The 24,990-nt window shown below is 70.6% G+C and carries 23 protein-coding genes; 9 read left to right on the top strand and 14 right to left on the bottom strand.

The window, feature by feature from the left end; genetic code table 11:
- The first annotated feature begins 107 nt into the window (after nt 1-107).
- Nucleotides 108-818 carry a protein-L-isoaspartate O-methyltransferase gene (locus ACBJ59_RS20700; RefSeq protein WP_375111846.1) on the top strand — a complete coding sequence of 237 codons (711 nt, stop codon included), beginning with the start codon at nt 108-110 and terminating at the stop codon, nt 816-818.
- A gap of 414 nt (nt 819-1,232) precedes the next feature.
- Nucleotides 1,233-2,969 (top strand): DUF4832 domain-containing protein, encoded by a 1,737-nt coding sequence (locus ACBJ59_RS20705; RefSeq protein WP_375111847.1) that lies wholly within the window; start codon nt 1,233-1,235, stop codon nt 2,967-2,969.
- Between the two features lie 111 nt (nt 2,970-3,080).
- Here the strand turns inward: ACBJ59_RS20705 and ACBJ59_RS20710 are convergent, their stop codons facing one another.
- Nucleotides 3,081-3,815, bottom strand: a complete 735-nt coding sequence (locus tag ACBJ59_RS20710) for an SDR family oxidoreductase (protein WP_375111848.1) — start codon at nt 3,813-3,815, stop codon at nt 3,081-3,083.
- Between the two features lie 142 nt (nt 3,816-3,957).
- On the opposite strand from ACBJ59_RS20710, the gene ACBJ59_RS20715 reads away from it, so the two are divergent.
- The 3 genes from ACBJ59_RS20715 to ACBJ59_RS20725 all read left to right on the top strand — a co-directional run bounded on the left by ACBJ59_RS20715 (nt 3,958) and on the right by ACBJ59_RS20725 (nt 5,589).
- Nucleotides 3,958-4,551 (top strand): TetR/AcrR family transcriptional regulator, encoded by a 594-nt coding sequence (locus tag ACBJ59_RS20715; RefSeq protein WP_375111849.1) that lies wholly within the window; start codon nt 3,958-3,960, stop codon nt 4,549-4,551.
- Nucleotides 4,552-4,556: 5 nt separating this feature from the next.
- Nucleotides 4,557-5,144, top strand: coding sequence for a GNAT family N-acetyltransferase (locus tag ACBJ59_RS20720; RefSeq protein WP_375111850.1), 588 nt, complete (start codon nt 4,557-4,559; stop codon nt 5,142-5,144).
- Nucleotides 5,145-5,250: 106 nt separating this feature from the next.
- Entirely contained in the window at nt 5,251-5,589 is a 339-nt protein-coding gene (locus tag ACBJ59_RS20725; RefSeq protein ID WP_375111851.1) for a hypothetical protein, read from the top strand.
- Between the two features lie 368 nt (nt 5,590-5,957).
- Here ACBJ59_RS20725 and ACBJ59_RS20730 read toward each other — a convergent pair whose 3' ends face one another.
- Nucleotides 5,958-6,299, bottom strand: coding sequence for a TetR family transcriptional regulator C-terminal domain-containing protein (locus tag ACBJ59_RS20730; RefSeq protein WP_375111987.1), 342 nt, complete (start codon nt 6,297-6,299; stop codon nt 5,958-5,960).
- A 480-nt stretch (nt 6,300-6,779) separates the two neighbouring features.
- Here ACBJ59_RS20730 and ACBJ59_RS20735 point away from each other — a divergent pair, with 480 nt between their 5' ends.
- Nucleotides 6,780-7,181, top strand: coding sequence for a nitroreductase family deazaflavin-dependent oxidoreductase (locus ACBJ59_RS20735; protein WP_375111852.1), 402 nt, complete (start codon nt 6,780-6,782; stop codon nt 7,179-7,181).
- 179 nt (nt 7,182-7,360) lie between these two features.
- Here the strand turns inward: ACBJ59_RS20735 and ACBJ59_RS20740 are convergent, their stop codons facing one another.
- Nucleotides 7,361-7,912, bottom strand: a complete 552-nt coding sequence (locus ACBJ59_RS20740) for a GNAT family N-acetyltransferase (RefSeq protein ID WP_375111853.1) — start codon at nt 7,910-7,912, stop codon at nt 7,361-7,363.
- A 513-nt stretch (nt 7,913-8,425) separates the two neighbouring features.
- Nucleotides 8,426-11,059: a pyruvate, phosphate dikinase gene (gene ppdK / locus ACBJ59_RS20745; RefSeq protein WP_375111854.1), complete on the bottom strand. Its 2,634-nt coding sequence runs from the start codon at nt 11,057-11,059 to the stop codon at nt 8,426-8,428.
- A 230-nt stretch (nt 11,060-11,289) separates the two neighbouring features.
- Here ppdK and ACBJ59_RS20750 point away from each other — a divergent pair, with 230 nt between their 5' ends.
- Complete coding sequence (locus tag ACBJ59_RS20750) at nt 11,290-12,642, top strand: cytochrome bc complex cytochrome b subunit (RefSeq protein WP_375111855.1); 1,353 nt, start codon at nt 11,290-11,292, stop codon at nt 12,640-12,642.
- Here the strand turns inward: ACBJ59_RS20750 and ACBJ59_RS20755 are convergent.
- From ACBJ59_RS20755 to ACBJ59_RS20785, 7 genes are read right to left on the bottom strand one after another with little or no spacing between them, the layout of a single operon-like run.
- A complete protein-coding gene (locus ACBJ59_RS20755) occupies nt 12,634-13,803 on the bottom strand; it encodes a sensor histidine kinase (RefSeq protein ID WP_375111856.1) in 1,170 nt (389 codons plus the stop codon). The two genes, ACBJ59_RS20750 and ACBJ59_RS20755, sit on opposite strands and share 9 nt — an antisense overlap.
- Nucleotides 13,800-14,465 (bottom strand): response regulator transcription factor, encoded by a 666-nt coding sequence (locus tag ACBJ59_RS20760; protein ID WP_364134313.1) that lies wholly within the window; start codon nt 14,463-14,465, stop codon nt 13,800-13,802. The genes ACBJ59_RS20755 and ACBJ59_RS20760 overlap by 4 nt, the downstream gene beginning before the upstream one ends.
- Nucleotides 14,466-14,475: 10 nt before the next feature.
- On the bottom strand, nt 14,476-15,366 hold the full coding sequence (locus tag ACBJ59_RS20765) for a S1C family serine protease (RefSeq protein ID WP_375111857.1): 891 nt from the start codon (nt 15,364-15,366) through the stop codon (nt 14,476-14,478).
- A complete protein-coding gene (locus ACBJ59_RS20770) occupies nt 15,345-16,289 on the bottom strand; it encodes a VWA domain-containing protein (protein WP_375111858.1) in 945 nt (314 codons plus the stop codon). The genes ACBJ59_RS20765 and ACBJ59_RS20770 overlap by 22 nt, the downstream gene beginning before the upstream one ends.
- Nucleotides 16,286-17,239 (bottom strand): DUF58 domain-containing protein, encoded by a 954-nt coding sequence (locus ACBJ59_RS20775; RefSeq protein ID WP_375111859.1) that lies wholly within the window; start codon nt 17,237-17,239, stop codon nt 16,286-16,288. The genes ACBJ59_RS20770 and ACBJ59_RS20775 overlap by 4 nt, the downstream gene beginning before the upstream one ends.
- Complete coding sequence (locus ACBJ59_RS20780) at nt 17,236-18,219, bottom strand: AAA family ATPase (RefSeq protein ID WP_375111860.1); 984 nt, start codon at nt 18,217-18,219, stop codon at nt 17,236-17,238. Before ACBJ59_RS20780 ends, ACBJ59_RS20775 begins: the two co-directional genes overlap by 4 nt.
- Nucleotides 18,216-18,362 (bottom strand): hypothetical protein, encoded by a 147-nt coding sequence (locus ACBJ59_RS20785; RefSeq protein ID WP_364123623.1) that lies wholly within the window; start codon nt 18,360-18,362, stop codon nt 18,216-18,218. The genes ACBJ59_RS20780 and ACBJ59_RS20785 overlap by 4 nt, the downstream gene beginning before the upstream one ends.
- A 112-nt stretch (nt 18,363-18,474) precedes the next feature.
- Between ACBJ59_RS20785 and ACBJ59_RS20790 the strand changes: the two genes are divergently transcribed.
- Nucleotides 18,475-19,392, top strand: coding sequence for a dienelactone hydrolase family protein (locus ACBJ59_RS20790; protein ID WP_375111861.1), 918 nt, complete (start codon nt 18,475-18,477; stop codon nt 19,390-19,392).
- Nucleotides 19,393-19,451: 59 nt separating this feature from the next.
- On the opposite strand, the gene ACBJ59_RS20795 is transcribed toward ACBJ59_RS20790, so the two are convergent.
- The 3 genes from ACBJ59_RS20795 to ACBJ59_RS20805 form a co-directional block, all read right to left on the bottom strand.
- Nucleotides 19,452-22,559 carry a M14 family zinc carboxypeptidase gene (locus ACBJ59_RS20795; RefSeq protein WP_375111862.1) on the bottom strand — a complete coding sequence of 1,036 codons (3,108 nt, stop codon included), beginning with the start codon at nt 22,557-22,559 and terminating at the stop codon, nt 19,452-19,454.
- A 173-nt stretch (nt 22,560-22,732) separates the two neighbouring features.
- The gene (locus tag ACBJ59_RS20800) at nt 22,733-24,118 is read right to left on the bottom strand and encodes a glycine--tRNA ligase (protein WP_375111863.1); all 1,386 of its coding nucleotides are present in this window, start codon (nt 24,116-24,118) and stop codon (nt 22,733-22,735) included.
- 94 nt (nt 24,119-24,212) lie between these two features.
- Entirely contained in the window at nt 24,213-24,500 is a 288-nt protein-coding gene (locus ACBJ59_RS20805) for an antibiotic biosynthesis monooxygenase family protein (protein ID WP_375111864.1), read from the bottom strand.
- A gap of 59 nt (nt 24,501-24,559) precedes the next feature.
- Here ACBJ59_RS20805 and ACBJ59_RS20810 point away from each other — a divergent pair, with 59 nt between their 5' ends.
- Nucleotides 24,560-24,916, top strand: coding sequence for a DUF6703 family protein (locus ACBJ59_RS20810; RefSeq protein WP_375111865.1), 357 nt, complete (start codon nt 24,560-24,562; stop codon nt 24,914-24,916).
- The last annotated feature ends 74 nt before the right edge of the window (nt 24,917-24,990 follow it).

Below are 24,990 nucleotides of genomic sequence, written 5' to 3' on the forward strand. Positions count from 1 at the left end.
TTCGCGCACGGCGAGCGAGCTCCAACGGGTTTTCCCGAGCGCCTTGCCAGGCTGCGATCGGTGGCCATACGGTCACCCTTAGCATTCGCCCGCATAAAGGAGGCGCTGTGAGCAGGCATGACGGCGGAACCCGGCGAGGCTCAGCGATGCTGCCGCACATCGCCTGGCGGCTCGAGTCGATGATCGCGGGAATCGCCGAGCGCCGCCAGCCCGCCACCGGCGCGATCGCGCAGGCGCTGCGGAAGGTGCCCCGCCACTGGTTCGTGCCCTCTCTCGGCCTGGCGCTCGACGACGACGGCGACGCCGTGCCGATCGACCGCGACACCGATCCGCCCGGCTGGTGGGACGCCGTCTACTCCGGGATGCCCATCGCCACCCCGCTGCACCAGGGCGCCGGCGGCGCCGCGTACAGGTGCGTGAACCCCGCCCCCAGCGCCGTCGTCGACCTGCTCGAACGCCTCGACCTCCGCCCCGGGCAGCGGGTGCTCGAAGTGGGGACGGGCAGCGGGTGGATCACCGCGCTGCTCTGCCGGCTGGCGGGCGAGTCGGGGAGCGTGACGTCGATCGAGGAGGACACCGGGGTGGCGGAGGCGGCCGGCCGGAACCTGGCCGCCGCCGGGATCCGCCCGCACCTGGTCGTCGGCGACTGCTCGCGCGGATGCCCGGAGCGCGGGCCGTACGACCGGGTGCTCGCGCTGTCCACCGTGCCGGACCGCTGGGTGGAGCAGACCCGGCCCGGGGCGGTGATCGTCGGCGGGTGCGACGGGGCCGCGCGGCTCGTCGTGACGGCGGGCAACATGGATGGCCACCTCAGGTGAGGAACACCTACTTCCAGCTGCGTGGGAGGTCGGAGCGAATCCGGTAAGTCCTCTTACCGCAAAGGCGACGGACGTGGTCCGCGACGAGCGGGCCGTCCCGGACGGCACGGGTCTCATCGGCGGCCGGTGAGGCGGGGTCCGGCGCGTGCAGGCCGGGGCGGCGCGGGACGCGGTGGTCGCGGTGGGCCTGTCGGGCGCCTCCGTTCGCCGCGCACGCCTGGATCGAGGCCGAGGGCCCCCGATCGCGAGCCACCGGCCCGGTATGGGCCCACCAGCACCGAGATTAGTGTGGACTCCCTGATTATCGAGGGCCTACGCCCGTTCCCCCGGGCTCGTCCGCTGCCAGGTCTTGACTTAATTCACATGGACTCCATGATTAGTCGCAAGTGATCCGCCGGCTTGCCTAGGAGCCCCATGCCCAAGCTCGCACGCAGCCTCACCCTCCTCCTCTTCCTGTGCGCGTCGGTCCTCGTCGCGCCGTCAGCCGCACTGGCCGCCATCACCGGCCAGTCGGCCACCAACACGGCCACCACCGTGACGTACCAGTTCGGCTACACCGGCAGCCCCGCCTACGCACGCACCTACATCGACACCGACCGCAACCCCGCGACCGGCTTCGCCCAGGGCGGCGTGGGCGCCGACTACTTACTGGAGAACGCCTCCCTCTACCGCCACAACGGCGGCGGCTGGAGCTGGACGCTCGTGGGCGCGGCCACGTACTCCGCCTCCGGCGGGACGGCCAGGTGGACGATCCCCCGGGCGGACATCGGCGAGAGCACCACGCCGAACGACGCCGACCTCGTCTTCCAGGTCGAGTCGCCGCTGGAGACCTCCGCCAAGTACACGCATGTTTACAGTGGGGGCGGCGGTGGCGGCACCGTGACGTACACGTCCACCAACGCCGACTTCGCCAACCCCGAGCGCGGCCTCTACCACCACACCGGCGACTGCGACAAGAACGACTTCGCCCTCGCCACCCTCCAGGGCTACCGCACCAGCCAGAACATCTCGCTGGTCATGTGCGTGTTCTACCTCGCCGAGTTCAGGACCACCCCGATCAGCCAGGCCGCGCTGGACCAGCTGCGGCAGCAGCTCGACACCGTACGGGCGGCGGGGCTGAAGATGGTCCTGCGCTTCGCGTACACCACCTCCACGGACGGCGCCGACGCGGCCAAGGACCGGGTGCTCGCCCACCTCGACCAGCTCGCGCCGTACCTGAGCGCCAACAGGGACGTCATCTACCTCATGCAGGCCGGGTTCATCGGGGCCTGGGGCGAGTGGTACTACACCCAGAACTTCGGCAACGCCGGCACGGTGACCGCGACGGACTGGGCCAACCGGAAGGCCGTGGTCGACAAGCTGCTCAGCGTCCTGCCCTCCACGCGGATGGTGCAGCTGCGCACGCCGAAGTTCAAGCGCACGATGTACTCCACCAGCCCCGTGACCTCCGGCCAGGCCCACAACGGCTCGGCCCTGGCGCGGCTCGGGCACCACAACGACTGCTTCCTGGCCAGCCCCGACGACTACGGCACCTACGAGAACACCGCCGTCGAGTATCCCTACCTGGCCTCCGACACCGCGTACGTCGCCATGGGCGGCGAGACCTGCAACCCCAACCCGCCCCGCTCCGACTGCCCGACGGCCAAGGACGAGCTGTCCCGCTTCCACTACTCCTACCTGAACACCGACTACCACACCGGCGTGCTCGGCTCCTGGAGCACCGGCGGCTGCCTGGCCGAGATCACCCGCAGCCTCGGCTACCGGTTCGCCCTGCAGAGCGGCACGTACCCGGCCACGGCCTCCCGGGGCGGCGGCCTGCCGGTCAGCATCACCCTCAAGAACGACGGGTACGCCTCCCCCTTCAACCCGCGCGGCCTGGAGCTGGTGCTGCGCAACACCGCCACCTCGGCGGTCCACCGCTTCCCGCTCACCGCCGACCCGCGCAAGTGGGCGGCGGGCGCCACCAGCACCATCACGCAGACGGTCACCCTGCCCGCGTCGATGGCCGCCGGCACCTACGCGCTGTTCCTCAACCTGCCCGACCCGCAGCTCTCGTCCCGGCCCGAATACTCCATCCGGCTCGCCAACCAGGGCACCTGGGAGGCCGCCACCGGCCTGAACAACCTCCTGCACACCGTGACCGTGAGCTGACCCGCTCCGGCCCGGTACATCCCCGGTGACCGGCCCCGCCCGCGCATCCCGGGCGGGGCCGCACCACCGGGCCGCTCACGCCTGGGCGGTGGGTCGTATGACCGGGGTCGCTCACGCCTGCGCGGTGGGCCGCACGACGACCTCACTCACGTCCACCTCGGCCGGCTGCTCGATCGCGTACGCGATGGCGCGGGCGACGGCGTCGGGCGAGATGGCGAACGTGTCCCGGGAGACGGCGAGCTCGGCTCGCACCTCCGGGTTCGGCACCCCGTCGATGAACTCCGTACGGATGAAGCCCGGCGACACGATCGTCACCCGCAGCTTGTCGCCGGCCTCCTGCCGCAGCCCCTCGGAGATGACCCGGACGGCCGTCTTCGTCCCGGCATAGACGACCTGATTCGGGACGATCCGGAGCCCCGCCGTGGACGCCACGTTGACGAAGTGCCCGAACCCCTGGCCGCGGAACACCGGCAGCGCGGCCGCGATCCCGTACAGGACGCCCTTGAGGTTGACGTCGATCATCTCGTCCCAGTCATCGACGCGCAGGTCGTCGAGCGGCGAGATCGGCCCGATCCCGGCGTTGCTCACGAGCACGTCGAGCCGGCCGTACCGCTCGCGGGCCAGCCCGACGAGCGCGGCCAGGTCCTCGCGCCGCTTGACGTCCGTACGCACGCAGACGGCCTCGCCGCCCGCCTTCTCGACCCGGCGGACCAGCTCCTCCAGCCGTTCCACCCGGCGCGCCCCGAGCACCAGCCGGGCACCCCGCTCGGCCAGCAGCAGCGCCGTGGCCTCGCCGATCCCGCTGCTCGCGCCCGTGATCGCGACGACCTTGCCGTCGATTCCCATGGTGAGATCCTCTTTCGCATAGACTGAAGAAGCGGAGGCGCCGCCGCTTAGCTTCCACCATAAATGGGCGCGCCTCCACTTAGCAACCGAGGGAGAGACCGGTTGATGACCGAGGAGATGCAGTGACGCCCGAGGAGACGCAGTGAGCGGGGAAGACGCAGTGAGCGGGGAGAGCGAGCGGCCACTGCGCGCTGACGCGCGGCGCAACCGGGACAAGATCCTCACCGCCGCGGTCCGCGTGTTCGCGGAAGAGGGCCTGAACGCCCATCTGGAGCGCATCGCCAAGGAGGCGGGGGTGGGCACCGGCACCCTCTACCGCAACTTCCCCACCCGCGAGCTCCTCATCGAGGCCGCCTACCGCAACGAGCTGGCCCGGCTGTGCGAGGCCGCCCCCGACCTGCTGGCCGCGCTGCCGCCGCAGGAGGCGCTGCGCGCGTGGATGGGCCGCTTCATCGACTACGCCTCGGCCAAGCTGGGCATGGCGGAGGCCCTGCGGGCCGTCGTCGAGTCGGGCGTCAACCCGTACGCGCAGAGCCGGGAGATGCTGCTGTCCACCCTGAAGCTCCTGCTGGACGCCGGGGTGGCGGCCGGGGTGATCCGGTCGGACCTCGGACCGGACGACCTGTACGCCGCCCTGGCCGGCGTCGCACTGTCCACGGGCCGGCCGGAGCAGCGGAAACAGGCCGAACGCCTCCTCGACCTCACGATGGACGGCCTGACCACCATCCGACCGTGAGATAAATGGCTGGACGGCGGGCGCCGGCCATCAGGATGATCGGGTGCGTGCACATCGAGTTCCCGAGATTCTCGGCCCGCGACGACACCGAGGCGCTGGTGGATTTCCTGACCGGCGAGGAATGGCCCTTCCACGCGAGCGTCCAGGAGGCGGAGGCGATCAGGCGCCGGGCCGCCGAGGGGCTCTACGACGACGGGGAGAGCCGGACTTTCTGGCTGCTCGCGAACGGGGAGCGGGCCGGGCTGGTGCGCCTGCAGGACCTCACCGACGACACGCCCATGTTCGACCTGCGGGTACGGAAGGCGTGGCGGGGGCAAGGGCTCGGGACGGCGGCGGTCGCCTGGCTGACCTCCTACCTCTTCAGGGAGTTCCCCGAGGTCACGCGCATCGAGGGGAACACCCGGCAGGACAACCACGCCATGCGGACCGTGTTCCGGCGGAGCGGCTATGTGAAGGAGTCGCACTATCGCGAGGCCTGGCCGAGCCCGGACGGGAAACGGTACGACTCGATCGGCTACGCGATCCTGCGCCGGGACTGGCTCTCCGGCACGGTCACCCCCGCCGACTGGAACGACGAGCCTCCGCTTTCCTGAGCCCTTCGCGATCGGCTTTCCGCGCTCCCACTCGCCATGACTCTTTCGAGAGTCGCTGGTCAGAACCCGGTCGTTCCGGGCCGGGGCGGCGGTCTACGCTGATCACATGGCCCACGCGAAGACGTCCTTCGTCTGCCTGCCCTGCCGGTCCTCGTACAAGCAGCCCTACCCGGCCGGCCCCCGCCACCGGGACCGGCGATGCCCGCGCTGCGCCGAGCCGCTGATCCACGTCGGCTCCGCCTTCGCCGCCCCGCCTCGGCGGGACGCGGCGGCCTGGCGCGTGCTCACTCCCCTGCTGCACGCGGGCGTCCGCTTCCACAAGAGCTGCTGCGGCGGCCCCGGCTACCGCCCGCGCACGCTCGGCGAAGTGCGGGCGCGAATGGCCTACGCCCGCAGGACCGGCGAGCCGTTCGCCAAGGTCCTGGTGCGCCACGACCTGCCCTGACCGGGCCTCGCCTCCGGCACCTCTGCACTTGGTCCCTGATCAGACAGTGAGCCAACGCGGCATGAGGGGCACTATGCGACCGGCAAACATCCTGCGGACGGCGGCGACCGTCGGACCCGCGAGCCTTGCGGCGCCGTTCGTCGGAACGACGGGCACGTCCGGCTTGACTGTGGACGGTCAGGCACTTCTCCAAGGGGCGGCCAGCCTGAGCCAGGCCGGCCACCATGAGATTCTCAGTAAGACGGCCATGTGAAGGTCGATGACGGGCGATCAGGTGAGGGGAACGGCGCCCTTTCCGGCGAGGGTTTCAGCTGAGGCCGTGGGATTCGCCGTCGAGCGCCTTCCTGGCTGCTGCCGGGGTCATCGGCTCAGCCCGGTGGCGGCCGGAGCGTGGACGCCGGCCCGAACAGGCGGTCCAGGTAGTAGTCGATGATCGCGGCGGCGGCCTCGTGGCTGCGCTGCCGGCTGAGGACGCTGGAGGTCAGGCCGTTGGCGAGAGCCAGAAGGGCAACAACTTCGGTACGCGGGTCACGATCGGAGTCGATCTCCCCGGCCTGCTGCGCGGCGGCAAGCCGTGCGGTGAGAAAGTTCTCCAGTGCGTTGGGTAGCGTCAGCCCGGCCGCAGCGAGCGCCGGATCGGTGAGGGCAGCGGTGTAGTAGGCGGTCCAAGCCAGCGAGTCCAGGCGGCTCTGCTCGTCGGAGGGACGAATAGCGCCGGTCGTATCCTAACATCGGGGTTTGGCGAATTGCGGCTTTCGACCACGCCGTGCGCATGGATATCCGTCTGGACGGATCGCAGCCGACCTGAAGCTTCAGATGATCGCTTACACCGGCCATGGGCGTGGAACGGTCCGCCACCGGACCGGTCAGGAATGGAGAAGCAAGGCCAGGGTGCCGCCGCCTAACGTTGGCGACATGGCCGTCGCTCTCCCCTGACGCCAGATCACCGACCAGGGCCGGCGTTCCCGTCGGGTCGCCGCTGACGGCGCGACCCAGCCGTGTGGCCGGCCGGGAACCGGCGTCCGGTACGGCAGGGGCCAGGCGCGGTACGCGGTCGTGCGAGCGCCTCCCGACGGCGTTCGGTGTCGCGAGACGGATGGACTCACCGGAGGTAACCCATGGCCCAGAACCAGCAGGCAAGCAGTCCCGCAGGACGCAAGCCCGGTACGCCCGGGGCGTTCTCACGGTGGATGCAGAACAGAGCGAACGCCCGCATGAACCGCAAGATCCGCCGCGGCAACGGCACGTTCATGGGCATGAACGTGCTGATCCTCAACACGGTGGGCCGCCGGAGCGGGCAGCCGCGGGAAACGCCCGTGGCGTGGTTCGCCGACGGCGAGGACTCCTGGCTGATCGTCGCATCGGGCGGCGGAAGCCGGCACCCGGACTGGCACGCCAACCTCATGGCGCACCCCGACCGGACCTCGATCGAACTGCCCGGCCGCGAGGCCATGCCGGTGACGCCGCACCGGCTCGACGGCGCCGACCGCGAGGAAGCCTGGCAGCTCATCGCCGCCGCCCAGCCCCGCATCGCGAAGTACCAGAGCAAGTCCGAGCGTCAATACCCGGTGATCCGGCTCACCCCGCGGTGACCGCACCCCATTGACCGCCATCTTGGCCCGGCTATTCCGAAATCCGCACCGCCCCCACGACCTTCTCGATTACCCAGGGAGACGAATTGCTCCGTGTCTTCTCGTCGGTACGGGTTCTCTTGTTCAGGCTTTGACGGCCGACATCGCCTGAAGATCCCGGGAACAACTACCTCTCGGTGTCACGCTGACTGCCCGTAAAGATGGACCTGCTGGTGCCGGTAGGTGATGTCGTGTAGATGCCGGTGACCGATGCGTTCGGCGACCGAGATGGAGCGTTCGTTTCCGGGCAGGATGAGGGAGATCACTTCGCCGGCTCCGAGTTCCTCGAAACAGTACTGGAGCGCGGCCCGCGCGGCCTCCGTGGCATAACCCTTGCCCCAGTGCTTACGCGCCAGGCACCAGCCGACGCCCAGCCCGGGGAATCCGTACGGCTGCCAAGGTCCGGCGCGGCCGACGAACTCGCCGGTTGCCTTCTCCACCAGCGCCCAGTGTGAGTAGCCACGGATCTCCCGGTGGCCGATGAAGGTGGCCAGGCTCCGCCAGGCATCCGCCGGCGCGGTGCCAACCGACTCTGCGAGCCCTCCGGCTACCTCGGGGTCGGACAGCATGGCTGCGTAGTCGTCGAAGTCCGCTCCGGTGAGAGGGCGCATGATGAGGCGTTCGGTTTCCAGGCGGGTCATGGGTGCCAGTTTGCCGGGGGATGCCGTGGTGGGGGTGTCAATGGTGATCATTGGTGCTGGGTGTGCGGCTTGGCTGTGCCCACGGTTGAGGCTCTCGGGCAGGCGGGCTGTTTGATCGTGCTTGGCGCACGATCCGACCGCTCCCGGGGCTCATGGCGGAGCCGCGAGGCCCGGAGCGGACGGAGCCCGAGCGAAGCGAGGTCCACTCGGGGCGGGCATAGGCGGCCCAGCCGGTAACCACCCCACGGGTGGGGACCGGCGAGCGTAGCGAGCGGGCCTTCCCGGGCGGGCATAGGCGGCCCAGCCGGTAACCACCCCACGGGTGGGGACTGGCGAGCGTAGCGAGCGGGCTTTTCCGGGCGGGCGTAGGGGGCCAAGCCGGTAACCAGCCCACGTGTGGGGGCATGAAGAAACGCCCGAGCCGAAGGCGAGGACCGCGCAGTTGCGGGGTCGAAGGGGCGGAGCCCCTGGGAGGCAGGGCCCGAGCCATCGCAAGGCGCGCAGCGCCCCCGATGCGAGGTCCTCGCAGTTGGGGCCGGACCCCAGAGGGGCCCGGAGGGTCTCCTAGCGGGTGTCGGAGTCGGTCTCGGCGAGGGCGGCTCGGCCGGCTTCCAGGCGGGCCACCGGGATGCGGAACGGCGAGCAGGACACGTAGTCCAGGCCCACCTCGTGGCAGAAGTGGACCGAGTCCGGGTCGCCGCCGTGTTCGCCGCAGATCCCCAGGTGCAGGTCGGGTCGGGCCGCGCGGCCCTCGGCCACCGCGATCTCCATCAGGCGGCCGACGCCCTCCCGGTCCAGGGTCTCGAAGGGGGAGACGCCGAAGATGCCCAGGTCGAGGTAGCGGGAGAAGAAGGCGGCTTCCACGTCGTCCCGCGAGAAGCCCCAGGCCATCTGGGTCATGTCGTTGGTGCCGAAGGAGAAGAACTCGGCGGCCTCCGCGATCTGGCCTGCCGTCAGGGCTGCTCTGGGGACTTCGATCATGGTGCCGATCAGGGCCTCGACGCCCACGTCCGCGAGGATCTTGACGGCCTCCTCGCGTACCGCCTCCAGCTCCTGTACGGCCGCCACCAGCGGGATCATGATCTCCGCCTTCGAGCCGGGAACCTTCTTGGCCGCCTGGGCGATGGCCCGCACCTGCATGGTGAACAGGCCGGGGATCACCAGGCCGAGGCGTACGCCGCGCAGGCCCAGCATCGGGTTCTGCTCGTGCAGGCGCTTGACCGCCGTCAGGAGCTTGTGGTCCTTCTCCGTGGCCTCGTCCTTGGCGGCCTTGATCGACAAATCCACGATGTCGGGGAGGAACTCGTGCAGGGGCGGGTCGATCAGGCGGATGGTGACGGGGTCGCCGTTCATGGCCTGGAAGATGCCGGTGAAGTCGGACTTCTGCAGGGGCTCCAGGGCGTCCAGGGCGGCCTGGCGGTCCTCGTCCGTCGCGGCCAGGACCAGGTCCTCCACGAGCTGGCGGCGCTCGCCCAGGAACATGTGCTCCGTACGGCACAGGCCGATCCCCTCCGCCCCGAAGCGGCGGGCCCGGGCGGCGTCCTCCGGGGTGTCCGCGTTGGCCCGTACGCCGAGCCTGCGGGCCCCGTCCGCGTGCCGCATGACGCGGTCGACCGCGCGTACGAGCTCGTCGTCCGGCTCGGCGCCCTCGAAGTACTCGACCACGGCCGAGTCCACGACCGCGACCTCGCCGAGGAAGACCTCGCCGGTCGTCCCGTCGATGGAGATGACGTCCCCTTCGGAGACCACGACGTCGCCGGGGGCGATGAAGCGCTGCTCGGCCGTCCTGACCTCCAGTTCCTCGGCCCCGCACACGCATGTCTTGCCCATCCCGCGGGCCACCACGGCGGCGTGCGAGGTCTTGCCGCCGCGGCTGGTCAGGATGCCCTTGGCGGCGATCATGCCGGCCAGGTCGTCGGGGTTGGTCTCGCGGCGGACGAGGATGACGTCCTCGCCCTGCTCCGAAAGCTCCACGGCCCGTTCGGAGGAGAAGACGGCCTTGCCCACGGCGGCGCCGGGCGAGGCGTTCATGCCCTTGGCGATCTTCTTCTTGGGCGCTCCGCCGTCGAAGCGGGGGAACATGAGCTGGGCGAGCTGGTCGCCGGTGACCCGGGTGACGGCCTCGTCCATGGTGATCAGGCCCTGGTCCACGAGCTGGGTGGCGATGCTGAAGGCGGCCGCCGCCGTGCGCTTGCCGACCCGCGTCTGCAACATCCACAGCTTGCCGCGCTCGATCGTGAACTCGATGTCGCACAGGTCCCGGTAGTGGTTCTCCAGGGTCCGCATGATCCCGAGCAGCTCGTCGTACGAGTCCTTGTCGAGGCGCTCCAGGTCTTCCAGGGGGATGGTGTTGCGGATGCCCGCCACCACGTCCTCGCCCTGGGCGTTCTGCAGGTAGTCGCCGTAGATGCCCTGCCGGCCGGAGCCGGGGTCGCGGGTGAAGGCCACGCCGGTGCCGGAGTCGTCGCCGTAGTTGCCGAAGACCATGGCCATGATGTTCACGGCGGTGCCGAGGTCGGCGGGGATGCGTTCCTGGCGGCGGTAGAGGATGGCGCGCGGGGCGTTCCAGGAGTCGAAGACGGCCATGACGGCCAGGCGCATCTGCTCGCGCGGGTCGGCCGGGAAGTCCTTGCCGGTCTGCTCGCGGACGATCCCCTTGTACGTCTCCACGAGCCCCTGCAGCTCGCCCGTGTCCAGGTCGGTGTCCTGGCGCTTGCCCTTGAGCGCGTCGAGCGCCCGCTCGAAGAGGTCGCCGTCGATGCCGAGGACGGTCTTGCCGAACATCTGGATGAGCCTGCGGTAGGAGTCCCAGGCGAAGCGCTCGTTGCCGCCCGCCTGCTTGGCCAGGCCGTGCACGGACTCGTCGTTGAGCCCGATGTTGAGGACGGTCTCCATCATGCCCGGCATGGAGAACTTCGCCCCGGAGCGCACGCTCACGAGCAGCGGGTCGTCGGCCTGGCCGAGACTCCTGCCGATCTGCGACTCCAACGCCTCCAGATGCCCGGCGACCTCCTGGTCCAATCCGTCCGGTACGGAGCCTTCCGCCAGGTAGTGGCGGCACGCCTCGGTGGTGATCGTGAATCCAGGGGGAACGGGCAGCCCGAGGTTGGTCATTTCGGCGAGGTTCGCACCCTTACCGCCGAGAAGATCTTTGAGATTCCTGTTGCCCTCGGTGAAGTCGTAAACGTACTTGGCCACCACAGCTCCAATCCAACGCCTCTGTCCCGGACTCTACCGGTGAAATTGATGATGAAACTGCACTCCTCGCTTAGGTAGCTGTTTGTACTGGTAAACCTCACTCCAGAGGTCTAATCCAATTATACGACCGGGAGATGAAAAATTGGATTAGACCAATTGGTTTACACCAATTCTTGAGAAAGGCGGGCAGGGGGTGCAGAATCGGATCACACCCCCATCAGGAGGCCCCCATGGCCACTCCTACCCAGCCCAAGCGGCGGGCTCGGATAGTCGCCGGTTCCGCGAAGACGGCCCGCGATTCGGCGATCTACCTCGACGAGCGGCTGCCGTTCGGGCGCTGGCTGCGACCACAGCTGCGCAAGCTGTTCCCGAGCCACTGGTCGTTCCTGCTGGGCGAGCTGGCGCTCTACTCGTTCGTGCTGCTGGTGCTCACCGGGACGTTCCTGACGCTGTTCTACAAACCGAACCCCGACGTGGCCTACACGTCGGTCGTGGAGATCAGCCTGGAGGTGCGCGGCGGGCTCCTGATGCGGCAGCTGCACCACTGGTCGGCGACCGTGTTCGTGCTGGCGATCGTGGCCCACATGTGCCGGGTGTTCTTCACCGGGGCGTTCCGGAAGCCGCGCGAGCTGACGTGGATGCTGGGGGTGCTGCTGTTCGGGCTGGCGTTGTTCGAGTCGTTCCTGGGCGTCTCGCTGACCGGTGACCAGCTCGCGATGACGGGGCTGCGGCAGGGCCAGGGGTTGCTGCTGTCGGTGCCGCTGGTGGGGACGTACCTGTCGGCGTTCGTGTTCGACGGCGCGTTCCCCGGCCAGGTCATCCCGCGCCTGTTCGTCACGCACGTGCTGCTCGTGCCCGGCATCCTGCTGGCGGTGGTGCCGCTGCACGCGCTCATCCTCACGTGGCGGCAGAAGCACACCGAGCGCCGCGCCACCGCCGCCGACGAGCGCAAGGTCACCGGCGGGCCGTTCTTCCCGTACTTCGCGGTCAAGAACGGGGCCACGGCGCTGTTCACGATCGGGTTCATCGCGCTGCTGGCCACGCTGGTGAAGGTCAACCCGGTGTGGGAGCACGGGGCGTACCGGCAGGAGGCGCACCCGCCGTCGGCGCAGCCGTTCTGGTACGCGGGGGTGCTGGACGGCGCGCAGCGGATCGTGCCGGGGTGGGAGATCCCGGTCGGCGGGTACGTGCTGCAGGTCGGGCTCTGGATCCCGCCGCTGGTCCTGCTGGCCTTCTTCGGCGTGCTGCTGTTCTATCCGTTCATCGAGCGCCGCTACACCGGCGACGGCGACCACCACCACCTGCTGGACCGGCCCTCGCAGGCCCCCGTGCGCACGGCGCTGGGCGTGGCGGTCATCACGTTCTTCACCACGTTGTGGGCGGGGATGTGGGTGTCGGCGGCTCCGCCCGCGATGCACTCGGCCCCCGGGCTGCCGCCGCCCCCGCCGGCGCCGGCCGCGCTGCTGACCGTCCCGCAGGACACCTACGAGCTGGTCATCGCCGGGCTGCGGGTCGCCGTGTTCGTGCTGCCGGTGCTGGCCTTCCTCATCACCCGCGCGGTCTGCCGCAGGCGGTCAGCCTAGGGGGTTGTCCTCGGGCGGCGTGCCGGGCACGCCGTCGCGGGGCGGCAGCCAGAGCACGAACGTCGCCCCCTGGCCGAGCCGCGAGAACACCGCCACCCGGCCCCCGTGGGACTCCACGATCTGGCGGACGATGGCCAGGCCCAGGCCCGTGTGGCGGTCGCGGCGGCTGGACTCGCCGCGCCAGAAGCGGTCGAACACGCGGGCCTGGTCGGAGTCGTCCAGGCCGGGCCCGTCGTCGCGGACCGCGACCCACAGCCAGCCCTCCCAGCGGCCCGCCGCGACCCGGATCGTGCCGCCCGGCGGCGAGAGGCGGACGGCGTTGGAGAGCAGGTTCGCCACCGAGCGGCGCAGGGCGTCGGCGTCGCCGGTCATCTCCAGCCCGGCGCCCAGGTCACGGGTGATCGTCACCTGGCGGGCGGCGGCCGGGGTGGCGTACTCCTCGCACGCCTCCCCCACCACCCTGGCCAGGTCGAGGTCGGTGTCGGCGAACGCGGTGCCCTGCCGCCTGGCCGTGGCCAGCAGGTCCTCCACGAGCCTGGTCATGCGGGTGGTCGCGCGGTCCACGATGGCCACGGCCCTGGTGCGCTCCTCCTCGCTGGCGTCGGGGGCGGCCAGGACGGCGTCCACGTTGGCCCGGATGATGGTCAGCGGGCTGCGCAGCTCGTGCGAGGCGTCGTCGATGAGCTGGCGCTGCGCGCTGAACGCCTCCTCCAGGCGGTCCAGCATGGTGTCGATCGTGTCGGCCAGGTCCTTCAGCTCGTCGCGCGGGCCGGCCAGCTTGATGCGCCGCTTCAGGTCCGTGGCCTGGATCTCCTCCGTCGTACGGGTGATCGACCGGACCGGCCGCAGCACCCGGCCCGACAGCACCCAGCCGATGCCCAGGCTGGCGACGTACAGGCCGGCCAGGGTGAGCAGGGAGTAGTTGCGCAGCGTGGCCATCGTCTCGACGTTGACCGCGTTCTCCACCTCCTCCACGAAGACCACCTCGCGCTTGCCCAGGTACTGGTTGCCGCTGTAGGTCTTCGCGAACTCGGTGGTGACCGGGCGCTGGTCGGTGGTCTTGGAGACGGCGAAGTAGATGCCCCCGAGCACGAGCGTGGCCAGCACGAACAGCAGGCCCGAGTAGAGCACGGTGATCCGGAAGCGGATGGTGTGGATCACGTCGGCTCCTTGAGCCGGTAGCCCCGGCTGATCACGGTCTCGATCAGGCCGTCCTCCTGCAGCTTGCGGCGCAGGTTGCCGACCGTGACGCGTACGGTGCTGGTGAACGGGTCGGTGTGCTCGTCCCACACGTGTTCGAGCAGTTCCTCGGCGGACACGACGTGGCCGGGCCTGGTCATGAGGTAGTGCAGCACGCCGTACTCCTTGGGGGTCAGCGCCAGCGACCGGCCGTCGAGCGACACCTCCAGCCTGGCCGTGTCGATCCGCAGACCGCCCACTTCCAGCACCGAGGTGCCGCCTCCGGCCTCCCTGCGCAGGAGCGCCCGCACCCGGGCCAGCAGCTCGGGGAAGGCGAACGGCTTGACCAGGTAGTCGTCGGCGCCCTCGTCGAGGCCGCGGACGCGGTCGTCCAGCCGGTCGCGGGCGGTGACCATGATGATCCGCACTCCCTGCCCCGTCGAGCGCACGGTCCGGCAGAGCTGGAAGCCGTCGCCGCCGGGCAGGTTCAGGTCGAGCAGGACCAGGTCGTAGGTGTTGACCTGCAACTTCTCGTGCGCGGAGGGCGCGTCGTAGGCCGTGTCCACGGCGTAGCCGGCCCGGACGAGGCCCACGCGCAGCGCGTCGACCAGATCCTCCTCGTCCTCAACCACAAGCAGTCGCATGCCCTGCACCCTAATTTCGGATGATTCGTTCTGCGATGGGGGCCGCCCGGTCGATGGGGATGGCGAAGCCGATGCCGATGTTCCCACCTCCGCGGGAGGCCGCTATCGCGGTGTTCACCCCCACGACCTCGCCCCGGGCGTTCACCAGCGGGCCGCCCGAGTTGCCGGGGTTGATGGAGGCGTCGGTCTGCACGGCCGTGCGGCCGGAGCCGCCCAGGCGTACCTCCCGGTCCAGCGCGCTGACGATGCCGGCGGTGACCGTGCCCGACAGGCCCAGCGGCGAGCCGATGGCGAGCACCTGGTCCCCCACGGACAGGTCCGAGGACCTGCCCAGCGTGGCGGGCGTCAGCTCCCTGGGGTAGTCCACCTCCAGCACGGCCAGGTCCTCGTCGTCGTCCACGCCGATCACGGCGGCCGACAGCCGGCTGCCGTCGCCGGTCACGACGGTCACCTGGCTGTTGCCGCTGACCACGTGGGCGTTGGTGAGGATGTGGCCGCGACCGTCCAGGACGAAGCCGGAGCCGCCCGAGCGGCGCGTCTCCACGGAGACGACGCTGGGCAGCACGCGGGCCGCCGTGGCGCTCAGCCCGGACAGGCTGGTGGACGGCGCGGCGGCCACCCTCGGCAGGGCCGTGGGGGGGGCCGGCTCGGACCCTTCGAGGAGCCGGGCCCCCCCCACGCCCGCCGCCGCCCCGGTGAGCGCCGCGACGAGCGCGGCGGTCACCAGGAGACGCGCCTTGGGCGGCGACGCGGGGGAAGGTCTCGCCGCGCTCCCGGCGGCCGGCGGCAGGGTCAGGGGCGGTACGCCTCCCGGGGCCTCCGGGTGGGCCCCGAGCGGCACCGTGCGGAACTCCGGCCCACGGGGGCTGCCCAGGCCCATCATGGGAGCCTCGAGAACCACAGCATCGACGTCATCGCCGCGATCAGCGCGAAGACCAGCCCCGCTCCCACGAACCACTGCCAGACCTCCTGCTGCTCGGTGCGGTAGCCGACCGACGTGCCGATGTCCTCGTAGACCGCCTGCAGCTCGTCGCCGCTGGCCGCCTCGTAGAACCCGCCGCCGGCCGCCTCGGCCAGGCCGCGCAGCGCGGGCCCGTCCACCGGCACCGGGACCTCCCGGCCGGACAGGCTGATGGTGCCGTCCGGGGTGCCGTAGGCGATGGTGGTGACCGGGATGCCGCGGTTCGACGCCTCCGCCGCCGCGTCGCTCAGCGTGCGGCCGGTGGTGTTGGAGCCGTCCGACAGCAGCACGATGTGCGCGGGCGGCGCCTCCTCCTCGGAGTCGAGGGAGGCGACGGCCTCCAGCGAGGAGTAGACGGCCTCGCCGATGGCCGTGCCCGAGGCGGTGCTGAGCCGGTCGAGCGCGGTCAGCACCGTCTGGCGGTCCAGCGTGGGCGGCACGGCGACCGAGGCCGCCGACGAGAACGACACCAGGCCCAGGTTGAACCGCTCGGGCAGCCCCTGGACGAACTGCCTGGCCGCCTGCTTGGCCGCCTCGAACCGGTTCGGCGCGACGTCGGTGGCGCCCATGGACGCCGACACGTCGAACGCCACCATGATCGTCGCCCGATCCCTCGGCACCTGCACCTCGGCCGTCGGCCGGGCGAAGCCCACCACGAGCAGCGCGAACATGAGCAGCAGCGCCGCCGCGGGCACGTGCCTGCGCCAGCCCGGCCGCCGGGGCGCCACCTTGTCGAGCAGGTCGAGGTTGGTGAAGCGGACGGCGTAGGCGGTCCTGCTGCGCAGCGCCATGACCACGTACATCAGGGCGATCAGGGCCACGGGGACGAGCAGCAGCAGCCAGAGGGGTGCGATGAGCGTCATGCGGCGTCACCTCCTCCCCCGGGCACGCCGCCCGGCCGGGCCGGGCCGGCGGCCAGCATGGCCAGGCGGCGCTGGCCCATGACGTGTTTGACCAGGTCACGCACCCAGTCCCGGTCGGTACGCAGCCGCAGGTGGGTGGCCCCGGCCCGGCGCAGCGCCTGCGCCACGGCGTCGCGCTGCACGGCCGCCGCCTCGGCGTACCTGCGGCGCAGCCGCGCGTTGCCCGTGGCGACCTCGCGCCGCCGGCCCGTCTCCGGGTCGATCAGCGTGAGGATCCCCACGTCGGGCAGGGTCAGCTCGCGCGGGTCGAGCACCTCCACCGCCAGCAGCTGGTGCCGGGCGGTGAGCCGGCGCAGCGGCAGCTCCCAGGTCTCCGGGGCGTCCAGGAAGTCGGACACGACGACGACCAGGCCGCGGCGCCGTACCACCCGGCCGAGCTGGTCGGCCGCCACGCCTATCAGCGGCTCGGCCACCCCCGGCGAGGTGCGCGGCAGCGCGAACGCCGCCTGCAGCAGCGCCATCAGGTGCGGCCGGCCCGTCCGGGCGGGCAGCGTCCGGACGCCGCCGCCGTGCAGCAGGTGGGTGCCGATCCGGTTGCCGGTCCGCTGGGTGAGGAAGCCGACCGCGGCCAGGGCGGACAGTGCCAGCTCCCGCTTCTCCATCGCCGCGGTGCCGAAGTCCATGCTGGCGGTGGCGTCGAGCAGCGCCCAGATCTCCAGCTCCCGGTCGGCGACCAGGTCCCGGATGTGCGGCTCGTTCGTGCGGGCGGTGACGTTCCAGTCCATCCGCCGTACGTCGTCGCCCGGCTGGTACGGCCGGGACTCCGCCGGTTCGCTGCCGGGACCCGGTACCAGGCCGAGGTGTTCGCCCTGGAGCAGTCCATCCAGCCTCCTGGTGATCGTCAGCTCGAGCCGGCGCAGCGCCGGCTCTGCCATCAGGTACGGCTTCATGCCACGGCGTCCTGCTGCTGGGGCGCGATGACCGGCATCGGCACGGCCGCCAGCACGCGGTCCACGATCTGCCGGGGCATGACCCCGTCGGCCAGCGCGTCGAAGGAGAGCACCAGCCGGTGGGCCATGACGTCGTGCGCCAGGTCCCGTACGTCCTCGGGCAGCACGTAGTCGCGCCCCCGCATGAGCGCCAGCGCCCGGCCGGCCGCGAGCAGGCCGAGCGTGGCCCTGGGGCTGGCCCCGAACGCCAGCAGCCGGCGCACGTCCTGCACCCCGAACCGGTCGGGGTCGCGGGTGGCGTAGACCAGGCGGACGGCGTACTCGGCGACGGCGTGGTGCACGAAGACCTCCTCGGTCCGGCGCTGCAACGCGACGACCTGCGCCGGGCCGAGGATGCTCTGGGGCGTGGGCGGGTTCACGCTCATGCGGTAAACGATCGCCAGCTCCTCCGATTCGCTGGGATAGTCCACGTCGATCTTCATCAGGAAGCGGTCGCGCTGCGCCTCGGGCAGGTGGTAGACGCCCTCCGACTCGATCGGGTTCTGGGTGGCCAGCACCAGGAACGGCGTGGGCACCTCGTGGGTGACGCCGCCGATGCTGACCTGGTGCTCGGCCATGATCTCCAGCAGGGCGGACTGCACCTTCGCGGGCGCCCGGTTGATCTCGTCGGCGAGCAGCAGGTTGACCATGACCGGCCCGAGCTCGATGTCGAACGACTCGGTCGACGGCCGGTAGATCCGGGTGCCGATGATGTCGGCGGGCACCAGGTCGGGCGTGAACTGGATGCGGGCGAACGTCCCCCCGACCACCGTGGCCATGGTCTCGGCGGCCAGCGTCTTGGCGATGCCGGGGACGCCTTCGAGCAGGCAGTGCCCCTTGGCGAGCACCGCCACGAGCAGCCGCTCGACCATGTGGTCCTGCCCGACGATCACCCGCTTGACCTCGAACAGGGCCCTTTCGAGCAGTGCCGGATCGGTCATGGCTGCACGCTGCCGTGGTAGCAGTCGTCCACGACCACGCGCAGTTCCAGAGCGCTCGGCTCCGGATCGGCGAACGCCGCGCTGCCCGTCATGAGGACCGCGCCGGCGGCGAGCAACACAAGAGCGAAACGTGATGTACGCATTGATTCCTCGTCCCTCGTATCGGCTTAGGACGAATGTCATCAAGAGACCGCGAAAACCCGCGTAACCGCCGCCTTTACACGATTTTTCGGTCGACGGGGTTAGACCTCCGACATGACGCCCATCCAGCGCTATCTCGCAGAAGAGGTCGCCCACGACCATGTGGACGGCCTGATCCCCCGCCGCGAAGCGCTGCGGCGGCTCGCGCTGCTCGGCCTGGGCCTGCCCGCGGCCACGGCGCTCCTCACCGCCTGCGGCGCACCCCCGGAGCCCGCGGCCCCGACCACCGCCGCGCCCTCCGCTCCCCCGCCCAGCCCCTCGCCTACGGGCAGCCCGGCCGGGCCCTCGCCGCTGCCGACGGAGGCGATCACGTTCGCCGGGCCCGAGGGCACGACGCTGCAGGCCGCCTGGGCCGCCGCCGAGGACCCCAAGGGCGCGGTGCTGGTGATCCACGAGAACCGCGGCCTCACCGACCACATCCGCTCGGTCGCCGGCCGCCTGGCCGCCAGCGGCTACTCCGCCCTCGCCCTCGACCTGCTGTCCCGCGAGGGCGGGACGGCCACGTTCACCGACACCGCGGCGGCCACGGCCAAGCTCGGGGAGATCACGGACGAGCGGTTCGTGGCCGACATGAAGGCGGCGGTGGGCGAGCTGGCCGAGCGCGCCGACGGGGCGAAGCTCGGCATGACGGGCTTCTGCTTCGGCGGCGGCATGACCTGGCTGCTGCTGTCCTCCGCCGAGCCACGCCTGGCCGCCGCCGTGCCCTTCTACGGGCCGCTGCCGGAGAACGCCGACATGACCGGGACGAAGGCCGCCGTGCTCGGGGTGTACGCCGAGCAGGACGACCGGGTGAACGCCACCAAGGACGCCGCCGAGGCCGCCCTGACCAAGGCGGGCCTGACGCACGAGCTGGTGACCTTCCCCGGGGTGGGGCACGCGTTCTTCAACGACACCGGGCAGCGGTACAACGCGCCCGCGGCGGCGCAGGCGTACGAACGCGTCCTGGACTGGTTCGGCCGCCACCTCGCCTGAGCCCGCGCGAACGGAAGGACGGCCACCCCCGCGGCGGAGGTGGCCGTCCCGGTCGGCGGTCAGCCGATCAGATACCTCAGCATCTTCCGCAGTGCCGCGCTCCGCTGGGCGTCACTGCCCAGCTGCTCCAGCCCGAAGCCCAGCAGCACCGTGTCCCTGGTGGTCACGGCCGCCGTCTTGTCGGCCTGGGCCCGGACGAAGTCGCCGCCGCCCGTCGGGCTGCCCGCCGGCGGACCGGGGATGGCCCACGGCCCGAGCCCGGCCTCGAAGCCCTCGGCGTTCAGCGTGCCGCCGGTCGTGGTGACCCGGGTGTCGTCCACGAACGCGCCGACCCCGCCGGTGCTCGGGTCGGTCACGTAGCTGATCGACACCTCCACCTGCTGCCCCGCGTACGCGGACAGGTCGAAGGCCACCTGCTGCCAGCCGCCCGAGTTCTCGGTGAACCGGTTCCACGAGCCCGTGGTGCCGGTCGGCGTGCAGGGGTTGCCCGGGGTCAGGTAGTGCCGCAGCCACGGGTGCTCCTCCAGGTAGAACCCGGCCTCGCACTCCGTCGGGACGCCGCTGTCCGTGCCGCCGTTCAGGTCGGGCAGCGTGGTCCAGTTGTCCTGGCCGGCCGTGTGAGCCTCGACGATGACGTTGTCGTAGCCGGGCTCGGTGTCGAAGGACAGCTGGAACGCCAGTCGCGGCTGCTGCGCCGCCATCACGGAGCCCAGGTCGATCGTCCTGGTCAGCCGCATGTAGGAGTCGTCGGCGTGCGCGCCCCTGACGTACCACTGGCCCTCGATCGGGTCGAACGGCCCGGGGGTGCCGAGCTGGTAGTCGGCCGCCGGCGTGCCGGTGAACCTGGGGAAGTCCGTGCCCATGGGGAGCAGGACCCCGGCCTCGTCCAGGGGGTTGTCCGCCGTGGCGGGTCCGCCGAACGTGCCGCTCACCCCGGCCAGCGGACCGGTGCCGGTGAAGCCGCCGGGGTCGGCCCTCGGGATGCGCCCGCCGACGCCCATGTAGTACTGGGTGAAGTCGTCGGCCAGCAGCAGGCACTCGTCGAACAGGCCCTGGACGGTGGTGACCACGCAGTCGCCGTCCGGGTTGCCGTCGATGCCGTAGTAGATGCCGCCGACGATGGTGTCGAGAATGCCGTAGTACGCGGCCGTCTCGCCCGTGTAGAGGAGCTTTCCTCCCTCGTTGAGGTAGTCGCGGATGGAGATCGTCAGGTCCTGCTGCGACCGCTTGACGTCGGCGTCGGGCAGGTTGCCGAGCGGGGTCACCGTGACCACGTCCTGCTGGTCCATGGACAGCCGGTTGTCGCCCAGCTCCCAGACGACGCCCTTGAAGTGGGACAGCACGCCGAGGTGGTGCGGCACTCCCTGGGCGTCCACGTCCCACGTCTCGGAGGCGTACCCGGCGGCCTGGATGGCCTGCCGGTAGGTGGCGGCGTACTTGGGCGCGGTCACCGAGGCCGGGTAGTCCGGGTTGAAGCCGGTGTAGTCCTCGTTGGCGAGCACCAGCACCTTGGCCGCGGAGTCCTTGGCCAGCGTGTAGGTGAAGTGCGGGCTGGAGACGACGCCGGTGCCGGGCTTGAGGCCCTGGAACCAGACCTCGACCCTGTCACCCGGTTTCGCGCCGCTGACCGTGCCCCGGTACTCGGCGAAGTACAGGTCGTTCTCGTCGCCGTACCGCTCGCCGCCGTTCCACTCGCTCAGCGGCCTGATCTGCGCCGGGCCGCCGTTGATCCGGTAGCGCAGCACCTTGCCGAGCAGCGACCGGCGGGCAGTGACCGCCACCGGCTGCGGGTCGCCGTACGAGACGGTGAAGGAGTCGGGCACGAAGTCGGGCACCGTGCGCCCGACCACGGAGACCGGCCGGTCCGGCGTGTGCACGGTCTTGGCGGCGGCGACGGCCAGGGGGATGTTCATCTCGAACTCCTCCCGGATCAGCCGCTCGTCGTCGGGGAAGGTGAAGCCGAGCCCTCCGGCGCAGCCCTCGACCGTCCACTCGTCGTCGGGGTACTTCTGGGCCGCCGCCTCGCACGTGGACATCTCCGGCGTGATCGACATGATCTTCCGGAGGTTCGTCATGTGCCCGTCGGTCTCGCCGTTGGTGGTGTAGAGCTCGGCGCCGATGTCCGGGTCGTACGTCGGGACTGCGGGGGTGGCGTCGTCGCCCAGCATGGCCTCGAAGACGAGGTCGTCCGGCGACGGGGTGGCCTGCTGCCAGCCGATCCCGTACAGGAGCAGCATGGCCGCGGAGTGGTAGTTCAGCAGGTACTTGAACTGCACCCGCTTGGTCAGGTTGTCCAGCGCCACGGTCTCCGGCTCGGACTGGGCCGCCGCGCCGCGGTAGGTCTGGCTGGACAGGAGGCTGGAGGAGCCCTCGTCGTCGTAGCGCCACTTGTAGGCGAAGTTGCGGTTGAGGTCCACGCCGTCGGCGCTGGTGATCTGCCCGTCGCCGTCGTTGTCGCGCAGGTTCTTGCGCCACAGGCGGTTGTCGGGGGTGAAGGTGTGGTCGTAGCCGTCGGGGTTGGCGACCGGCAGGAACCACAGCTCGGTGGTGTTGACCAGCTTGGTCAGCTGGGCGTCGGTCCCGTAGCCGCTGAGGAAGTGGTGCAGCAGCCGCCGCACCATCTCGGGGGTGATCCACTCGCGGGCGTGCTGGGCGGCCAGGTACAGCATGGCCGGGCGCCGGCCGTCGGACAGGCTGCGGGCGTCCTTGGTCACCTTGATCGCGGTGATGGGCGTGCCGTTGAGGCTGTTGCCCAGGTTGACGACCTTGGCGATGCCGGGCTTGGCGTTCGCCGCGGCGATGATCTCCTCGCGGATCCCGCCGGCGCCCGCGTACCGCTTGAAGACACCGTCGCCCTGCGCCGCGACCCGGGCGGCCGCTCGCTGGGCCTGAAGGGTGATGCCCTGCTCGGCGAGCGTGTCGGCGAGCGCGGAGGCGAGGATCACCTCGACGGTGACCTTGCCGTCCGCCCGCTTGACGATGCGCATCTCGTCGCGGTCGACTCCGGCGGCGACGAGCCTGGCCATCTGGTCCGCGGTGAGCTCGCCGGTATAGACGAAGACCCCGTCGGGCCCGGCCACGGGCTTCGGCACCGCCGAGGCGGGCGGGATCGTGAATGAGCCGAGTAACAGGAACGTGCAGGCGAACATGATTAACGTGCGCTTCATCGCGCCTCCGAGAAATCAGCCCCCGAATACCGCTAGGGATGCCCGCAATGTCCGCGTATGCCGGAGCCTTGTCAATCACGACGACCGCATCCGGCCACATTTCAACGACCCAACGCGAACGGGCCGCCCACCGTGGTCACGGCGAGCGGCCCGTCCGGGGCGTCGAGCGGAGATCAGTCGTTGAGGTGCTGGCGGAGGTAGGACTCCACGCCCTCGATGGCGATGCGCTCCTGGCGCATCGAGTCGCGCTCGCGGATCGTCACCGCCTGGTCCTCGAGCGTGTCGAAGTCGACCGTGATGCAGAACGGCGTGCCGATCTCGTCCTGGCGGCGGTAGCGGCGGCCGATCGCGCCCGCGTCGTCGAACTCGACGTTCCACCGGCGGCGGAGCTGGGCGGCCAGGTCGCGGGCCTTCGGCGACAGGTCGGCGTTGCGCGAGAGCGGCAGCACCGCGGCCTTGACCGGCGCGAGCCGGTGGTCGAGCCGCATGACCGTGCGCTTCTCCATGACGCCCTTGGCGTTGGGCGCCTCGTCCTCGCTGTAGGCGTCGAGCAGGAACGTCAGCGTGGCGCGGTCGACACCGGCCGCCGGCTCGATGACGTAGGGGACGTAGCGCTCCCCGGTGTCCTGCTCGAAGAAGCTGAGGTCGACGCCGGACGCCTTGGAGTGGGACGACAGGTCGAAGTCGGTGCGGTTGGCGATGCCCTCCAGCTCACCCCACTCGGAGCCGACGAAGTTGAAGCGGTATTCGACGTCGACGGTGCGCTTGGAGTAGTGGGACAGCTTGTCCTTGGGGTGCTCGTAGAGCCGCAGGTTGTCCTTGTTGATGCCCAGATCGGAATACCAGCGGAAGCGCTCGTCGATCCAGTATTGGTGCCACTCCTCGTCCGTGCCCGGCTTGACGAAGAACTCCATCTCCATCTGCTCGAACTCGCGGGTGCGGAAGATGAAGTTGCCCGGGGTGATCTCGTTGCGGAACGACTTGCCGACCTGGCCGATGCCGAACGGGATCTTCCTGCGGGCCGACTGCTGCACGTTGAGGTAGTTGATGAAGATGCCCTGCGCGGTCTCGGGACGCAGGTAGGCCAGGCCCGACTCGTCCTCGACCGGGCCGAGGTAGGTCTTCAGCAGGCCGCTGAACTGCCGGGGCTCGGTGAAGGTGCCCTTGTTGCCGCAGTTGGGGCAGGTGATGTCGGCCAGGCCGTTTTCGGGCTGCTTGGCGTTCTTCTCCTCGTACGCCTCGATCAGGTGATCGGCGCGGAAGCGCTTGTGGCAGGACAGGCACTCGGTCAGCGGGTCGGTGAAGGTCTCGACGTGGCCGCTGGCGCGCCACACCTCGGGCGCCAGGATGACGCAGGAGTCGAGGCCCACGACGTCGTCGCGCGACTGGACCATCGACAGCCACCACTGCCGCTTGACGTTGTTCTTCAGCTCGACGCCCAGAGGACCGTAGTCCCACGACGCGCGCAGTCCGCCGTAGATCTCGCTCGACGGGTAGACGAGCCCGCGGCGTTTGGCGAGGCTGACGATGGTGTCCATGACGTCGGTGCGTCGTGCCATTTTGGTTGGTTCTCTTTCCGGCTGGAGGTCGGCGAGTGAAATTGGTGAGATCCCAGCTTAGGGGACGGCCGCCCGCTCTCGCGCGCGAGTAATGCTACGCCTCGTCCCGCGTGTAGACGTCCTCGAACGCACTGGGCTCATTGACCATCAGGATCATCAGGGGATACATCACCATCCGGGCGGAGGAGAGCGCTCTTCGGTAGAAGCCGGCACCCTCCCACTCCGTGACCAGCGCCCACAGGTTGGGCTCGTCGACCGAGCGGGCCAGCCGGCCCCGCTGGTAGCCGGGCTGGGTCGCGAACGTGTCGAGTATCGTGTGGCCCTGCTTGACGAAGTCTTGGGACTGGGACTCTGGAACGGTGTATCGGATCACGGCGAGCACCCGACCAGCCTAGAGGCGATCACCGCACGTGAGGTGCGAACTCCCGTAGGCTCTGTGCCGTGGCCCCCAACAACAAGCGCGGCGGCAAGCGCCCGCTGCCCCAGGGCGAGCAGTTCTTCACGCCGGGCGCGACCGGCCTGCGCAAGGCGGTCGAGGAGCGCAGCGCGGTGCCGATGACGTTCCTGTTCACGCAGGTGCCCCGGTGGCTGGCGCCCGCGGTGCTGGTGATCCTGCTGCTGGCGGGGTTCGCCGTGGCCAACCCGCTGGGTGGCGTGGCGGTGCTGCCGGTGATCGCGTTCATCGGGTGGCTGGCCTACCTGTCGTGGCCGTCCCTGGGAGCGGGCGCGAAGCTGCTGCGGGTCGCCATGCTGACCTTCCTGGTGCTCCTCGTGGCGACCCGCTTCGGGGCCTTCTGAGCCCACCCCTCCTCACCTGCGCGGTGGTCGGGAGCGGGCCGCACGGCTCTCCTCCCCTCGGAGGACCTCACCGG

Source organism: Nonomuraea sp. MTCD27 (assembly GCF_041950495.1).
Taxonomy (GTDB): Bacteria; Actinomycetota; Actinomycetes; order Streptosporangiales; family Streptosporangiaceae; genus Nonomuraea.

Excerpts from the sequence above, each read along its gene's own strand:
- ACBJ59_RS20705 (WP_375111847.1), top strand. The coding sequence starts at position 1,233 with ATGCCCAAGCTCGCACGCAGCCTCACCCTCCTCCTCTTCCTGTGCGCG.
- ACBJ59_RS20710 (WP_375111848.1), bottom strand. The coding sequence starts at position 3,815 with ATGGGAATCGACGGCAAGGTCGTCGCGATCACGGGCGCGAGCAGCGGG.
- ACBJ59_RS20720 (WP_375111850.1), top strand. The coding sequence starts at position 4,557 with ATGGCTGGACGGCGGGCGCCGGCCATCAGGATGATCGGGTGCGTGCAC.
- ACBJ59_RS20725 (WP_375111851.1), top strand. The coding sequence starts at position 5,251 with ATGGCCCACGCGAAGACGTCCTTCGTCTGCCTGCCCTGCCGGTCCTCG.
- ACBJ59_RS20735 (WP_375111852.1), top strand. The coding sequence starts at position 6,780 with ATGCAGAACAGAGCGAACGCCCGCATGAACCGCAAGATCCGCCGCGGC.
- ACBJ59_RS20740 (WP_375111853.1), bottom strand. The coding sequence starts at position 7,912 with ATGATCACCATTGACACCCCCACCACGGCATCCCCCGGCAAACTGGCA.
- ACBJ59_RS20750 (WP_375111855.1), top strand. The coding sequence starts at position 11,290 with ATGGCCACTCCTACCCAGCCCAAGCGGCGGGCTCGGATAGTCGCCGGT.
- ACBJ59_RS20760 (WP_364134313.1), bottom strand. The coding sequence starts at position 14,465 with ATGCGACTGCTTGTGGTTGAGGACGAGGAGGATCTGGTCGACGCGCTG.
- ACBJ59_RS20770 (WP_375111858.1), bottom strand. The coding sequence starts at position 16,289 with ATGACGCTCATCGCACCCCTCTGGCTGCTGCTGCTCGTCCCCGTGGCC.
- ACBJ59_RS20775 (WP_375111859.1), bottom strand. The coding sequence starts at position 17,239 with ATGAAGCCGTACCTGATGGCAGAGCCGGCGCTGCGCCGGCTCGAGCTG.
- ACBJ59_RS20780 (WP_375111860.1), bottom strand. The coding sequence starts at position 18,219 with ATGACCGATCCGGCACTGCTCGAAAGGGCCCTGTTCGAGGTCAAGCGG.
- ACBJ59_RS20785 (WP_364123623.1), bottom strand. The coding sequence starts at position 18,362 with ATGCGTACATCACGTTTCGCTCTTGTGTTGCTCGCCGCCGGCGCGGTC.
- ACBJ59_RS20790 (WP_375111861.1), top strand. The coding sequence starts at position 18,475 with ATGACGCCCATCCAGCGCTATCTCGCAGAAGAGGTCGCCCACGACCAT.
- ACBJ59_RS20795 (WP_375111862.1), bottom strand. The coding sequence starts at position 22,559 with ATGAAGCGCACGTTAATCATGTTCGCCTGCACGTTCCTGTTACTCGGC.
- ACBJ59_RS20800 (WP_375111863.1), bottom strand. The coding sequence starts at position 24,118 with ATGGCACGACGCACCGACGTCATGGACACCATCGTCAGCCTCGCCAAA.